Annotated in this window: 11 protein-coding genes; 5 read left to right on the forward strand and 6 right to left on the reverse strand. The window is 57.5% G+C overall.

The genetic code is table 11. From position 1 onward, the window contains the following. Positions 1 to 34: 34 nt before the first annotated feature. The 5 genes from acnD to ACVBEG_RS15585 all read right to left on the reverse strand — a co-directional run bounded on the left by acnD (position 35) and on the right by ACVBEG_RS15585 (position 7,441). On the reverse strand, positions 35 to 2,629 hold the full coding sequence (gene acnD, locus ACVBEG_RS15565; RefSeq protein ID WP_322178623.1) for a Fe/S-dependent 2-methylisocitrate dehydratase AcnD: 2,595 nt from the start codon (positions 2,627 to 2,629) through the stop codon (positions 35 to 37). Between the two features lie 78 nt (positions 2,630 to 2,707). Further along, complete coding sequence (prpC, locus tag ACVBEG_RS15570; protein ID WP_322178622.1) at positions 2,708 to 3,835, reverse strand: bifunctional 2-methylcitrate synthase/citrate synthase; 1,128 nt, start codon at positions 3,833 to 3,835, stop codon at positions 2,708 to 2,710. A 78-nt stretch (positions 3,836 to 3,913) separates the two neighbouring features. Next, entirely contained in the window at positions 3,914 to 4,804 is an 891-nt protein-coding gene (prpB, locus tag ACVBEG_RS15575; protein ID WP_322178621.1) for a methylisocitrate lyase, read from the reverse strand. After that, positions 4,801 to 5,514 carry a GntR family transcriptional regulator gene (locus tag ACVBEG_RS15580; RefSeq protein ID WP_322178620.1) on the reverse strand — a complete coding sequence of 238 codons (714 nt, stop codon included), beginning with the start codon at positions 5,512 to 5,514 and terminating at the stop codon, positions 4,801 to 4,803. Before ACVBEG_RS15580 ends, prpB begins: the two co-directional genes overlap by 4 nt. 154 nt (positions 5,515 to 5,668) lie before the next feature. Beyond that, a complete protein-coding gene (locus ACVBEG_RS15585; RefSeq protein WP_322178619.1) occupies positions 5,669 to 7,441 on the reverse strand; it encodes a L,D-transpeptidase family protein in 1,773 nt (590 codons plus the stop codon). Positions 7,442 to 7,525: 84 nt separating this feature from the next. On the opposite strand from ACVBEG_RS15585, the gene ACVBEG_RS15590 reads away from it, so the two are divergent. Continuing rightward, a complete protein-coding gene (locus ACVBEG_RS15590; protein ID WP_322178618.1) occupies positions 7,526 to 8,233 on the forward strand; it encodes a murein L,D-transpeptidase catalytic domain family protein in 708 nt (235 codons plus the stop codon). Positions 8,234 to 8,305: 72 nt separating this feature from the next. On the opposite strand, the gene ACVBEG_RS15595 is transcribed toward ACVBEG_RS15590, so the two are convergent. Next, on the reverse strand, positions 8,306 to 8,737 hold the full coding sequence (locus ACVBEG_RS15595) for a universal stress protein (protein ID WP_322178617.1): 432 nt from the start codon (positions 8,735 to 8,737) through the stop codon (positions 8,306 to 8,308). A 318-nt stretch (positions 8,738 to 9,055) separates the two neighbouring features. Between ACVBEG_RS15595 and ACVBEG_RS15600 the strand changes: the two genes are divergently transcribed. Genes ACVBEG_RS15600 through ACVBEG_RS15615 form a run of 4 tightly spaced genes read left to right on the forward strand, consistent with a single transcriptional unit; the run spans position 9,056 to position 13,383 of the window. Further along, positions 9,056 to 9,925 (forward strand): MurR/RpiR family transcriptional regulator, encoded by an 870-nt coding sequence (locus tag ACVBEG_RS15600; protein WP_322178616.1) that lies wholly within the window; start codon positions 9,056 to 9,058, stop codon positions 9,923 to 9,925. 48 nt (positions 9,926 to 9,973) lie between these two features. Then, the gene (locus tag ACVBEG_RS15605) at positions 9,974 to 11,563 is read left to right on the forward strand and encodes an ABC transporter substrate-binding protein (RefSeq protein ID WP_330200876.1); all 1,590 of its coding nucleotides are present in this window, start codon (positions 9,974 to 9,976) and stop codon (positions 11,561 to 11,563) included. Positions 11,564 to 11,596: 33 nt separating this feature from the next. After that, positions 11,597 to 12,526, forward strand: coding sequence for an ABC transporter permease (locus ACVBEG_RS15610; RefSeq protein WP_323566049.1), 930 nt, complete (start codon positions 11,597 to 11,599; stop codon positions 12,524 to 12,526). Beyond that, positions 12,523 to 13,383 (forward strand): ABC transporter permease, encoded by an 861-nt coding sequence (locus tag ACVBEG_RS15615; protein ID WP_322178613.1) that lies wholly within the window; start codon positions 12,523 to 12,525, stop codon positions 13,381 to 13,383. The genes ACVBEG_RS15610 and ACVBEG_RS15615 overlap by 4 nt, the downstream gene beginning before the upstream one ends.

The following is a 13,383-nucleotide window of genomic DNA, read 5'->3' on the forward strand; positions in this document are numbered from 1 at the left end:
GGCGCAACGTTGCCGTCGCGCCTGAGTATGTTGCTTAGACAGCCGCAGTCGATTCAAGGAAGTCCTGAGCGAAACGCTGCAGGACACCGCCAGCCTCGTAGATCGACACTTCTTCGGCGGTGTCGAGACGGCAGGTGACCGGCACCTCGACACGCTCGCCGTTCTTGCGATTGATCACCAGGGTCAGCGTGTTACGCGGGGTACGCTCGCCGATGACGTCGAAGGTTTCGGTGCCGTCGATGCCCAGTGTCTTGCGATCAACGCCCGCCTTGAACTCCAGTGGCAACACGCCCATGCCGACCAGATTGGTGCGGTGAATGCGCTCGAAGCCTTCAGCCGCGATGGCTTCCACGCCAGCCAGACGTACGCCCTTGGCAGCCCAGTCACGGGAAGAGCCCTGACCGTAGTCAGCACCGGCGATGATGATCAGCGGCTGCTTGCGCTCCATGTAGGTCTCGATAGCTTCCCACATGCGCATGACCTTGCCTTCTGGCTCGACGCGGGCCAGCGAACCCTGTTTGACCTTGCCGTTTTCCTGAACCATCTCGTTGAACAGCTTCGGGTTGGCGAACGTGGCGCGTTGCGCGGTCAAGTGGTCACCCCTATGAGTCGCGTAGGAGTTGAAGTCCACCTCTGGCAGGCCCATCTTGGCCAGGTACTCACCGGCCGCGCTGTCGAGCATGATGGCGTTCGACGGCGACAAGTGGTCGGTGGTGATGTTGTCCGGCAGCACCGCCAGCGGGCGCATACCCTTGAGCGGACGAGCGCCAGCCAACGCACCTTCCCAGTACGGCGGACGGCGGATATAGGTGCTCATTTCGCGCCAGTCGTACAGCGGTTTTACTTTGGGACCGGTGTCTTCCTGGATAGCGAACATCGGGATGTAGACCTGGCGGAACTGCTCCGGTTTTACCGAGGCCTTGACCACTGCGTCGATCTCTTCGTCGGTCGGCCAAATGTCCTTCAGGCGAATTTCCTTGCCGTTGGCATCCAGGCCCAGCACATCCTTCTCGATGTCAAAGCGGATGGTCCCGGCAATCGCGTAAGCCACCACCAGCGGCGGCGAAGCCAAGAATGCCTGCTTGGCGTACGGATGGATCCGCCCGTCAAAGTTACGGTTACCCGAGAGTACCGCGGTGGCATACAGGTCGCGATCGATGATTTCCTGCTGGATCACCGGATCCAGCGCGCCAGACATGCCGTTACAGGTGGTGCAAGCGAAAGCCACGATACCGAAGCCTAATTGCTCCAGTTCGCTAGTCAGGCCGGCTTCATCCAGGTACAACGCAACGGTCTTCGAACCGGGCGCCAGGGAAGACTTGACCCAAGGTTTACGGGTCAGCCCCAGCTTGTTGGCGTTACGCGCCAGCAGGCCAGCGGCGATGACGTTGCGTGGGTTGCTGGTGTTGGTGCAACTGGTGATCGCCGCGATGATTACCGCACCATCCGGCATTTGCCCAGGCACCTCATCCCAATGGCCGGCGATGCCTCGGGCCGCGAGGTCCGAGGTGGCCACACGGGCGTGGGGGTTGCTCGGGCCCGCCATGTTGCGAACCACCGAGGACAGATCAAAGGTCAGCCCACGTTCGTATTGGGCGCCCTTCAGGCTGTCGCCCCAAAGGCCGGTCAGTTTTGCGTAACTCTCGACCAGTTTGACCTGCTCGTCTTCACGGCCGGTGAGCTTGAGGTAGTCAATGGTCTGCTGGTCGATATAGAACATCGCTGCGGTGGCGCCGTATTCCGGGGCCATGTTGGAGATGGTCGCGCGATCACCAAGAGTCAGCTTTGATGCCCCTTCACCGAAGAACTCCAGCCAGGCGCCGACTACCTTTTGCTGGCGCAGGAACTGAGTCAACGCCAGCACCATGTCAGTGGCGGTGATGCCCGGTTGCAATTTGCCGGTGAGTTCGACGCCGACAATTTCAGGCAGGCGCATCCAGGAGGCACGGCCGAGCATGACGCTTTCGGCTTCAAGGCCACCGACACCGATGGCGATCACGCCCAACGCATCGACGTGCGGGGTGTGGCTGTCGGTGCCGACGCAGGTGTCGGGGAACGCCACGCCATCACGCACTTGGATCACTGGAGACATTTTCTCCAGGTTGATCTGGTGCATGATCCCATTGCCCGGCGGGATCACGTCGACATTCTTGAAGGCTTTTTTGGTCCAGTTGATGAAGTGGAAGCGGTCTTCATTGCGACGATCTTCGATGGCGCGGTTCTTTTCGAACGCCTTGGGATCGAAGCCGCCGGACTCAACGGCCAGGGAGTGGTCGACGATCAATTGGGTCGGCACGACCGGGTTGACCAGCGCGGGATCGCCGCCTTGGGAGGCGATCGCATCACGCAGGCCGGCGAGGTCGACCAGCGCCGTCTGACCGAGAATGTCGTGACACACCACACGGGCCGGGAACCACGGAAAGTCGAGATCGCGCTTGCGCTCGATAAGCTGGTTCAGCGATGCGGTCAACGTAGCCGGGTCGCAACGGCGTACCAGGTTCTCGGCCAGCACGCGCGATGTATAAGGAAGTGTGTCGAAGGCCCCAGGCTTGATTCCGTCCACCGCCGCGCGCGTGTCGAAATAATCCAATCGGGTGCCGGGTAAAGATTTGCGGTATTCAGTGTTCATGGCGTTGGGACTCAATCACGGAATGTTCAGGGATGGGCGGGGAGCACCGAAGATCACGGTCCACTCCCCTTTTCCCAATCAGCGTTGTTCGATGGGCACGAACTTGCGCTGTTCGACGCCGATGTATTCGGCACTCGGGCGGATGATGCGGTTATTGCCACGCTGTTCGAACACGTGAGCGGCCCAGCCGGTCAGGCGTGAGCAAACAAAGATCGGCGTGAACAGCTTGGTCGGGATACCCATGAAGTGGTAGGCCGAGGCATGGTAGAAGTCAGCGTTCGGAAACAGTTTTTTCTGTTCCCACATGGTTTTGTCGATGGCTTCGGACACGGGGTACAGCACGGTGTCGCCCACCTCATCGGCCAGTTTTTTCGACCAACCCTTGATCACTTCGTTACGCGGGTCGGACTCTTTATAGATCGCGTGACCGAAGCCCATGATCTTGTCCTTGCGCTCAAGCATGCCCAGCGTGCCTTTAACGGCTTCTTCGGCAGAACCGAAGCGCTCGATCATTTCCATCGCTGCTTCGTTGGCGCCGCCATGCAGCGGGCCGCGCAATGAACCAATGGCTGCGGTGATGCAGGAATACAGGTCCGACAGCGTCGAGGCACAAACCCGTGCGGTAAAAGTCGAGGCATTGAATTCATGCTCGGCGTACAAAATCAACGAAACGTCCATCACCTTGCGGTGCAGTTCGCTCGGTTTTTTATCCAGCAGCAGGTGCAGGAAATGCCCGCCGATGGACTCTTCGTCCGTCACGCAATTAAGGCGTACGCCGTCATGACTGAACCGATACCAGTAGCACATGATGGCTGGGAACGCCGCCAGCAGGCGATCCGTGACGTCATGCTGCTGCGCAAAACTCGCTTCTGGCTCCAGGGTGCCGAGCATCGAAGCACCGGTACGCATGACGTCCATTGGGTGGGTCTCGGCAGGAATGCGCTCAAGCACTTCCTTCAAGGCTTGCGGCAGATCACGCAAGCCTTGCAGCTTGTTCATGTACGCCGAAAGTTCGGTCTTGGTCGGCAGCTCGCCGTAAAGCAGCAGGTAAGCCACTTCTTCAAAACGCGCCTCGGCGGCCAATTCACGCACGTCGTAACCACGGTAGGTCAGGCCGGCTCCGGCCTGCCCAACAGTGGACAATGCGGTCTGCCCCGCCACCTGGCCTCGCAGGCCAGCCCCACTCAACACTTTTGCTTCAGCCATTGCTTTCTCCAATCTTGAATTTATTTGGGAATCGGCAATCCGGTCCAGACGACGTTACGCCTGGACCGGCACCCAGAATCACTTCTTCTGCGCGAACAACGCATCGAGTTTCTGCTCGAAGATGTGGTAATCAATGGCGTCGTAGAGCTCCATACGGGTCTGCATGGTGTCGATGACATTCTTCTGCGTGCCGTCGCGGCGAATCGCGGTGTAGACGTTCTCTGCAGCCTTGTTCATGGCGCGGAACGCTGACAACGGGTAGAGCACCAGAGAGACATCGGCCGACGCCAGCTCATCAGTGGTATACAACGGTGTAGCACCGAACTCGGTGATGTTGGCCAGGATCGGCGCGCCAACCTGGGCAGCAAACAGCTTGTACATCGCCAGCTCGGTGATAGCTTCCGGGAACACCATGTCAGCGCCCGCTTCAACGCAGGCCGCAGCCCTTTCCAGTGCCGACTCCAGCCCTTCGACGGCCAGTGCATCGGTACGCGCCATGATCACGAAGCTATCATCGGTGCGCGCATCGACGGCGGCCTTGATACGGTCGACCATCTCTTGCAGGGACACGATTTCTTTGTTCGGGCGATGGCCGCAACGCTTGGCGCCGACCTGATCTTCGATATGGATCGCCGCTGCGCCGAACTTGATCATCGACTTGACCGTACGCGCCACGTTGAACGCGGAAGAGCCGAAACCGGTGTCTACGTCCACCAGCAATGGCAGGTCGCAGACGTCGGTGATACGACGCACGTCGGTCAGCACGTCATCCAGGCCAGTGATGCCCAGGTCCGGCAAGCCGAGCGAACCTGCTGCCACGCCGCCACCCGAGAGATAGATGGCTTTGAAACCGGCGCGCTTGGCCAGCAGTGCGTGGTTGGCATTGATCGCGCCTACCACTTGCAATGGATGTTCGCTGGCGACGGCATCACGGAAACGTTGACCGGGAGTAGTTTTGGCGGTACTCATTTTTCACCTCGGGCTGTCGGTTGGGGAGCGGCCTGATAATGGCGCTCGATGTTGCGTTTGGATGCGCTGATATGGCGGCGCATTAACAGTTCGGCCAGTTCGCCGTCACGCTCGGCAATGGCATCAAGAATACGGTGGTGTTCGGCAAACGCCTGACGCGGACGATTGGGCGTCGCAGAGAACTGGATGCGGTACATGCGCACCAGTTGATAAAGCTCGCCACAGAGCATTTGGGTCAGCGTGCGGTTGCCGCTGCCTTGAATGATCCGGTAATGGAAATCGAAATCGCCTTCTTGCTGGTAGTAGCCCACACCGGCCTTAAAAGCGGCATCTTGTTCATGGGTATCGAGGACGCGGCGCAATTCGTCGATCTCTTCGACGGTCATGCGTTCGGCGGCCAGACGACAAGCCATGCCCTCCAGCGATTCGCGAATTTCATACAACTCGATGAGCTCGGCGTGGCTCAGGGAAACCACACGAGCGCCCACATGGGGGATACGCACCAACAAGCGTTGCCCTTCGAGGCGATGGATCGCTTCACGCAGCGGTCCGCGGCTGATGCCGTAGGCGCGCGCCAGCTCTGGCTCGGAAATCTTGCTGCCGGGTGCTATCTCTCCACGCACGATGGCCGACTGGATACGCCGGAACACATGCTCGGAGAGGGTACCGGACTCCTCGCCTACAACCTGGGTTTCTGCAAGAACTTCCATTACATTGTCGACACATTGGCAATTAGATGGCGGAAAACTACGACCAATCCCCATAAATGTCAAATGTCATTAGACTATTGTCGACAATGCGCCACGCCAACACCGAGACCTGACCTAGATCATGCACCGACTTCAGTCAAGGCCGTGCCGACGGTTATCGAGAGGGCTTCGGGGCTTCGTTTTGCAACGTCGCCGCCTCAGAAAACCCTACACGGGGCAACGCCAAAACGGACGGATCTACAGGTTGATTCAGCGCCCGCAGCACTGGAGAGTCGTACCCGTATACGTCAGGTTTAAACGTCACTCGACCATCATCACTCAGGCCCACTGTCCAATAGGCCAGCAGCACAGGCACCTTCACAGGGAGCCTGATATTTTCTGTAATGCCGTTGGCCAGTTGAGCCTGAATACCGGCGGCGTTCCAGCGACCCGGGTCGTTAAACAACAACTCGACCAACTGAAGCGGGTTTTCAACCCGGATACAGCCTGAACTCGTCGCGCGGCGTGCCTGGGCAAATAACTCGCGATGCGGCGTGTCGTGGAGATACACCGAATACTCATTTGGAAACCGTATGGCAACCTGACCAAGAGAGCTGTCCGGGCCTGCATCCTGGCGCAGTGTGATGCCGCCAGGGTTATGCCAATCAACGGTTGATGGATTCAAGACAGTCCCTTGACGGTCAAGGACACGAATACGGTTTGCGTCAAGGTAATGAGGGTCCTTTAGAATCTTGGGAAGAACATCATTAGTGAGAATGGTCGGTGGAACTGTCCAGGTGGGGTTAAACGTTATGTGCGTAATTTCGGATTGAAATACCGGCGTGCTGCGGAAGGGTTTACCGACCTGCACACGAGAACGCCAGATAACCTTGCCGTCACGGTAGAATGCAATCTTGTACCCGGCGATATCAACAACGACGAACGTGCCCTGAAGTTTATACAATAGCCAACGCGCGCGTTCCATGTTCACGCGGACTTGGTCTATACGCGCACCTATGGGTATATTCAGCGCCGCAAGTGTCGCCGCACCGGCAATGCCATCCACGGGAAGGTAGTGCTCGGACTGAAACCGTTTAACCGCCGCTTTAACGACGTCGTCGTAGTCAGTCCGGGTTGCCACTTGCTTGTCCAGATAACCCCCTGCCGCCAAACGGGCCCGCAACGCCAAGACTGAAGCACCGGCAACGCCTGGCTTAAGTGCCTGCCCGACAGGAATCAGTGACCAGCCACCTGAGTCTCGAAGCCGGCGCAGTTGCGCCAACCCCTCTCGCAGCCGGCTGTAAATCGCATTTTGTGGCGGCGCCTGTTTGAATGCGCGTGCGACGTCATGGTTTTCGACGGCAACAAACAATTCTTTGAGATCGTCACGAGGGTCGACACCGACCGGGTCGAAGTTCCAGTGTATTTCCAAACGCGAGGGGTCGACTTTGCCGCGCCGCAACTGGAGCAGCGCTGCGATGTAGGCACGGGTAGCCGCAATATCAAACATCGCGCGTTGCGTTGGGGACGGCGTCGCTGCATGCATCGACGCGGCTGCCCTGGATAGCTCATCAATACGGAAATCACGGGGATCCAGGCCGTCTGCCTGAATGTCGTTCAGACTTTTCAACAGCTGCGCGACGTCGCTAACGTTCGTCCAGGCCGCACGAAAGCTTCGTTGAGCATAAAAATCGATGACCGCACGACCGACCTCCAGCCGTTGGTGACGGGGTGGGGTGACGGGCAGAGGGGAAGAAGGCGTTACGCCCGACGGGGCGAGCGCGGCCTGGATCGTCTGTGCCACCTCGTCGGCTGGCGCAACGTCACTGACGCTGTGTGCTAAGGTTGTCGCCGAAACAGGCAAAGGCTCTGCCGTCGCTGAGTTGCTTATCAGGACTCCCATAAAAAAGACGCGGCTTAACATGGATAAGTTTGATAGTTGCAGCATGGACGTCCTTAGTTTCTCGTATCAATGGAAAGCTAGCATTCCTAACACTGCTAGGCTCGTATAAATAGCCATGAGACAACCCACATGACGCTCGACCGCTTTGGCTGTTTAATGGCCTTCATGCTTCTGATATCCCTCTCTGCCGAGGTAGCGTACGCCGATTCGCTTGAGGTCGCGCTGGTCAAAGCCGCGCCCGACGCTAACGCCAAGGTTATTGCGTTGGCTGTCCATGCCTCTCAGTGCAGACGGGCACAAGGCGAATCGCCTGCGCAAAGACTCGCCGTCATAGATTACTCGCTGCCCTCCACCGAACAGCGACTGTGGGTGTTTGACCTGCAACGCCGCACATTACTGTTTCATGAACTGGTTGCGCACGGCCGAAACAGCGGCGAAAACATGGCCCGTCAATTTTCCAACCAGAATCAAAGCATGGCCACCAGCCTGGGGCTGTACAGAACGCGTGCGACCTACCTCGGCCATAACGGTTACTCATTGCGCATGGAAGGGTTAGAACCCGGCTTCAATGATAATGCCCTTGACCGAGCGATTGTGATTCATGGGGCACCGTATGTCAGCGGCGATCTGGCGCGTTCGAACGGCCGTATTGGCAGAAGCTTAGGTTGCCCGGCCGTGCGGCCAGCGATTGCTCATCAACTCATCGACTCGATGAAAGATGGCCAGTTACTATTTTCTTATTACCCCGATCCGCGCTGGCTTAACTCGTCCTTGTTTATCAATTGCGATAACGCCACCGTGGCGGAAGCGTCAAAACCGGTTAGAACGTTTCAATAAGTTGACGCGGGATAGCGTGGGACAGTACTGCCATCCCCGCCCTACCCCGCGTATGCCACAACAGCCTGCGTGCTACTTCACCAGCACCACCGGAACCGATACCTCGTGAATGACCCGGTTCGCTACCGAACCCAGCAGCAATCCGCCGAAGCTGCCCAAGCCTCGCGTCCCCATGACCACGGTATCGCACCCCAACTGTTTGACGGCCTCATTGACCTGCTCCGCCACATTGCCGAGGGCCGCGTGGGTTTCATGGGCAACGCCAGCCGCCGACAGTAAAATCGCGGCCTCTTCAAGTACGCTATTGGCCTGGGTCAAGAGCCCTTCGTTGACGTCTTCGACCATTCGGCTCGTAAAGTAGTCCCCGTAGATAACCGGCCCATATTGTGCGTTAAGAACATGAATCTCCAAGGGCCGAGCACTGTCGCGAAAGAGATCAATCACGTACTGCAGAGCACGTTTCGAAGGCTCCGAGCCATCAAAAGCAACCAGAATTTTATGCATTTCAAATCTCCCTTAATGTGTGAAACAACCATAGACCATTTCCCTCAGCGACAGATCCACACCAAGACGACTTGAACGGATGAAACCCTGACACCGATCTTCGACACAGAAATTCCAGGCCACCCGGCCAGGGCTGACGTGTGTGTCGGGGGTAGAAAGTCTCTATGAGTACCTGCGTTGCACATGAGCACTGGCAAGACCAAATTCCCGCCCACAAATGGATTGCGCAATAAATTGACAGCTGCCCGCCAATCCATGATATAAAAATATTATCATCGTGATTACAGATAGAAATGTACCATTTTTACGGATTGCTCAATGAAGACAGTGAAACAACGTTTGCTCGATAGCCTCGAACAATCAACCGCCTCCGGGCGAGCTATCGCCAACTACATGCTGGCTAATTTAAACGAGTTGCCATTCGAGACGGCCGCGAGCATCGCGACCAAGGTTGGCGTCGGCGAAATGTCTGTGGGCCGGTTTTGTCGCTCTATCGGCTATATCCACTTCAAAGAGCTGAAAGCCGATCTTAAAGGCAATATCGGCGACAGCCCTTGGCTGGTTGGTGATCGGCTCAGAGAGTTCGCCACACGAGCACAGTCAGGGAACGACCAGCTCGCCTCCAGCCTGGAGTTTGAAATCAGCACAATGGTTCGCGTTTACGAGATGGCTCAAAGCCCCGAGTTCGAACGCTTCGTAAAGCGTCTGGCGACCCAAGAAACCGTCTACTGCGCGGGATTTCAAACAGAGCGGGGCGTTGCATCGATTCTTGCACATCAGTTGCAATATCTACGCGACGGCGTGCATCTGGTCGATCAGGCCGCTGGCAATTTCGTCGACGTGCTGCTAACCGATCCTTCCAAAATCATGTTGGTCATCATCGACACTCGTCGATATTCGCGCCAAAGCCTGTTATTGGCGACTGCAGCTCAGGCTCGCGGCATACCGGTGACCATCATTACCGACACCTTTTGCGATTGGGGGCCGTCGGTTGCCAGCGAGGTTTTCGCCGTACCGACTGAGCTCAACCACTTTTGGGACTCTCTGGGCCCACTCGTCTCTCTGGTGCAGTTGGCGATAAATGGTGTCTTCGGGCAATTGGGCGCCACCGTCGAGGATCGCTTGAGCCAGATTTTTACCTGCTACAACACGTTCACCGGATACGTAGGAACGCCTCAGGAAGACTAATACCGAGTAAACCAACCCACCGACGGGTCAACGCGGGGAGCGCACATCATGAATGTAATCAAAGGCAAGTTTTACGGGTCGCTGTTCGCTCTCAGCTTCATCTGCGCCGGAGGACTGCTATCAAATGCCGCTTCGGCAGACACCGAAGCGACCTTTGTGCTGCCATCTTCCCAAGCGGGTGCGCCATCTCTGGACCCGATCCGGAGCTCCCTGGTAACGCTGGTCGATGGCCTGATCTATGACCGTTTAGTGGACCAGGGCGCGGATCAGCAATTTCATCCGCATCTGGCGACAAGTTGGGAAACCACGGCAGATGGCATGAGTTGGGTCTTCCACTTGCGCGAGGGCGTCACGTTCCACGACGGTGAGCCCTTCAACGCTCAGACCATTGCCTGGTGGATTCCGAAATTTTCCGGAACCGAAAATGCTTACCTGGTCAGCGCCATCGACAAAGTTGAAGTCGTCGATGACCACACTGTGCATTTCGTCATGAAGCATCCCGACGCCAACCTCCTCTACAACCTGTCGAGCGGTTTTATGGGGGTTCCCAGCCCCAAGGCCTATGACAAGGCGGGCACTGATTACGGCGTGACGGTTGCCGTCGGCACGGGTCCGTACAGGCTTGAAAGTTTTGCTATCGGTTCCGAAGCGGTAGTGGTTCGTAACCCCGCCTACACGTGGGGCGGCGCCCTTTCCGCGAACAAAGGACCGGCAAAAATAGACAAACTGACCTTGCGTGAAATTGCCGACTCCTCGACGGCCTTCCTCGAGTTCAAGACCGGAGGAGTTGACCTGGTGATTGATGTCCCAAGTGACATCCTGGCGCAGTACAAAACATTGGACAACGCAACGATTGAAAGCCAGTCCGGCTTCGGCATTTACTACATGCCAATCAACACCACCGTCGAGCCTTTTACCGATCTCAGGGTACGCAAGGCCGCGGCCCTCGCCATCAACCAACAGGAGATCGTCGACAATCTGTTCGGCGGCAAGGGACGAGCCGCGCACAACTTTCTGATTTCTTCACTGCCGGAATCAAAGGTCGATCCCAAGTTCAATATTTCCCATGACCCTGCACAAGCCAAGGCCTTGCTCGAAGAGGCAGGCTGGAAGGTCGGATCTGACGGAATCCGTATAAAAAATGGCACGCCCTTGAGCGTGACGTTAGTGACGCAAAGCGATACCGAGTTCAAACGCCTGACAGAAGTCATCCAGGCACAACTGAAAGCCGTAGGCATCAACGCAAAAATCTCGGTTTTCGATACCAGTTCGATTCGCGCCGAATACAAGAAGGGCACACAACAACTGGCGGTGCGCAGCTATGGCTGGAACAACGCAGACATCCTCGATTGGTTCTTCAGCGCCGAACGCCTCGGCTACCCCAATGTTTCGATGTGGAAGGACGCCAAGGCGGAGGAGCTGCGAACCAAGGCGTTGACCGGTTCGCGCACACAAGAAGAGCGAACCGCTAATTTTCTTGCTTATCACGAATATGTGCTCAGCCAATATCCCTTCGCCCCTATCTACGAGCCGGAACAGAGTTTGGTCTTCGACAAGGAACACTTGGTACTGCCGGGGAAGATCGATGGGCCACAATTTTCAGCCCAGAGCGTGCTTGATATCGCCATCAAGAAATAAGGATCAGAACATGACGGTGCAGAGACGACTGACATGGTGAGCTATTTCATTCGGAGGCTGCTGGCGATGATTCCGGTCTTTTTCATCGTTTCCGGCGTCGTCTTCCTGATCGTTCATCTGGTGCCGGGAGACCCGGTCGACAACATGATGAGCGTGGGAGCGTCGGTAACCCAGCGAGCGGAAATCATCGCTCGCTACGGCCTGGACCGCAGTCTGACCGAGCAATACTTCACCTGGCTGAACAATATCGTTCACGGCGACCTGGGGATGGCAATCGTCATGCGTCGCCCGGTGGCCGACCTCATCATGAGCAATCTCGGCTACAGCCTGGCGCTGGGCGGCTGGGCATTAATGTTCTCGGCAGTGGCAGGAGTGCTGGCGGGAACGATTGCCGCATCTTTTCAGAATCGCTGGATTGATCACAGCCTGATGGGGGTGTCGTTGCTGGGTTCGACGATGCCCACTTTCTGGCTTGGCCTCTTGATGATCATGCTGTTTGCCGTCGAACTCGGTTGGGTGCCGGTGTCTGGCGCACGTCACTGGACCTCGTTGATTTTGCCCGCGATTACCGTTGGGCTAAGCGGCATGGCGCTGGTTGCGAGGGTGACACGCATTTCCATGATTGAAATTGCCCGCGAGGACTTCGTAATGCTGCTACATGCCAAGGGCCTGTCTCGCTGGACGATCCAGATACGCCACATCCTGCGTCACGCCCTCATTCCAGTGGTCACGATCCTGAGTTTACGCATCGGTCTGATCGTCGGCGGCTCGGTGACAGTGGAGTATGTATTTGCCCGGCCAGGGCTGGGCTCACTTTTAATCCGGGCCCTGGCGCAGCGCGACTACCCGCTGATACAGGGCTGCCTGCTGTTCCTCGCCATCGCCGTCATGCTGGGCACGCTGCTGGGTGATCTGCTGCAAGCGGCGATGGACCCGCGTCAACGTGAGGAAGCCGCCCAATGACCGCCCATTCTTCCGCCGTCTGGAGGAGCATCACGGTGTTGATGCCGACGTTCAGCTCGGCCATCTCGGGTGTCGCTCTGCTGATTCTGATCCTCATTGCCTGCGCTGCGCCCTGGGTGACGCCCTACCCCTACGATCTGCAACATCTCGCCATCGCCACCCAGGCCCCGTCTACCGCCCATTGGTTCGGCACCGACGAGTTCGGCCGGGACGTACTGTCGCGCGTCATCTTCGGCGCCCGGACCTCACTCAGCGTGTCACTGATTGCCATTAGTCTTTCGGTGACGGTTGGCATTCTGATCGGCGCCATTTGCGGCTACGTAGGCGGGCGAGTGGATCGCGCGGTGATGTCTGTCGTCGACCTGACGTGGAGCTTTCCAGAAATCGTGCTGGCACTTTTGATCGTTGCAATCATCGGTCCCGGCTCGTCCAGTACGATCCTTGCCATCAGCATCGCCTACCTGGCGCAGTTCACACGTCTTACCCGCACCCAGATCAGAAGCCTGAAACGTCAAACGTTCGTGGAGGCAAGCTTGAGTCTGGGCGCGGGACCGACGCATATCATCCTGCGTCGGCTGCTGCCGAACGTGGTGGCCCCGGTCATCGTCGTAGCCATGTTGTCGACCGGCAACGCCATTCTCCTGGAAGCGACCCTTGGCTTTTTCGGCATGGGCGTTCAACCGCCGGTGCCCAGCTGGGGAGCCATGATGAGCACTGGATCGGCGCAATTGTTTAGCGCGCCGTGGGTCATTCTGTTGCCCGGTGCGTTCATCGCCCTCTCTGTCATTTTCATCAATCTTTTTGGAGAGGGTGTCTTGCATGCCTTGGATATCAAGGCTCAAGCGAGGAGTCACTAG

Source organism: Pseudomonas sp. GG8 (assembly GCF_052976945.1).

Bases quoted from the DNA above. Each gene is read 5' to 3' on its own strand.
- ACVBEG_RS15600 (WP_322178616.1), top strand. From the start codon at position 9,056: ATGAAGACAGTGAAACAACGTTTGCTCGATAGCCTCGAACAATCAACC.
- acnD (WP_322178623.1), bottom strand. From the start codon at position 2,629: ATGAACACTGAATACCGCAAATCTTTACCCGGCACCCGATTGGATTAT.
- ACVBEG_RS15615 (WP_322178613.1), top strand. From the start codon at position 12,523: ATGACCGCCCATTCTTCCGCCGTCTGGAGGAGCATCACGGTGTTGATG.
- prpB (WP_322178621.1), bottom strand. From the start codon at position 4,804: ATGAGTACCGCCAAAACTACTCCCGGTCAACGTTTCCGTGATGCCGTC.
- ACVBEG_RS15585 (WP_322178619.1), bottom strand. From the start codon at position 7,441: ATGCTGCAACTATCAAACTTATCCATGTTAAGCCGCGTCTTTTTTATG.
- ACVBEG_RS15610 (WP_323566049.1), top strand. From the start codon at position 11,597: ATGGTGAGCTATTTCATTCGGAGGCTGCTGGCGATGATTCCGGTCTTT.
- ACVBEG_RS15590 (WP_322178618.1), top strand. From the start codon at position 7,526: ATGACGCTCGACCGCTTTGGCTGTTTAATGGCCTTCATGCTTCTGATA.
- ACVBEG_RS15605 (WP_330200876.1), top strand. From the start codon at position 9,974: ATGAATGTAATCAAAGGCAAGTTTTACGGGTCGCTGTTCGCTCTCAGC.
- ACVBEG_RS15580 (WP_322178620.1), bottom strand. From the start codon at position 5,514: ATGGAAGTTCTTGCAGAAACCCAGGTTGTAGGCGAGGAGTCCGGTACC.
- ACVBEG_RS15595 (WP_322178617.1), bottom strand. From the start codon at position 8,737: ATGCATAAAATTCTGGTTGCTTTTGATGGCTCGGAGCCTTCGAAACGT.
- prpC (WP_322178622.1), bottom strand. From the start codon at position 3,835: ATGGCTGAAGCAAAAGTGTTGAGTGGGGCTGGCCTGCGAGGCCAGGTG.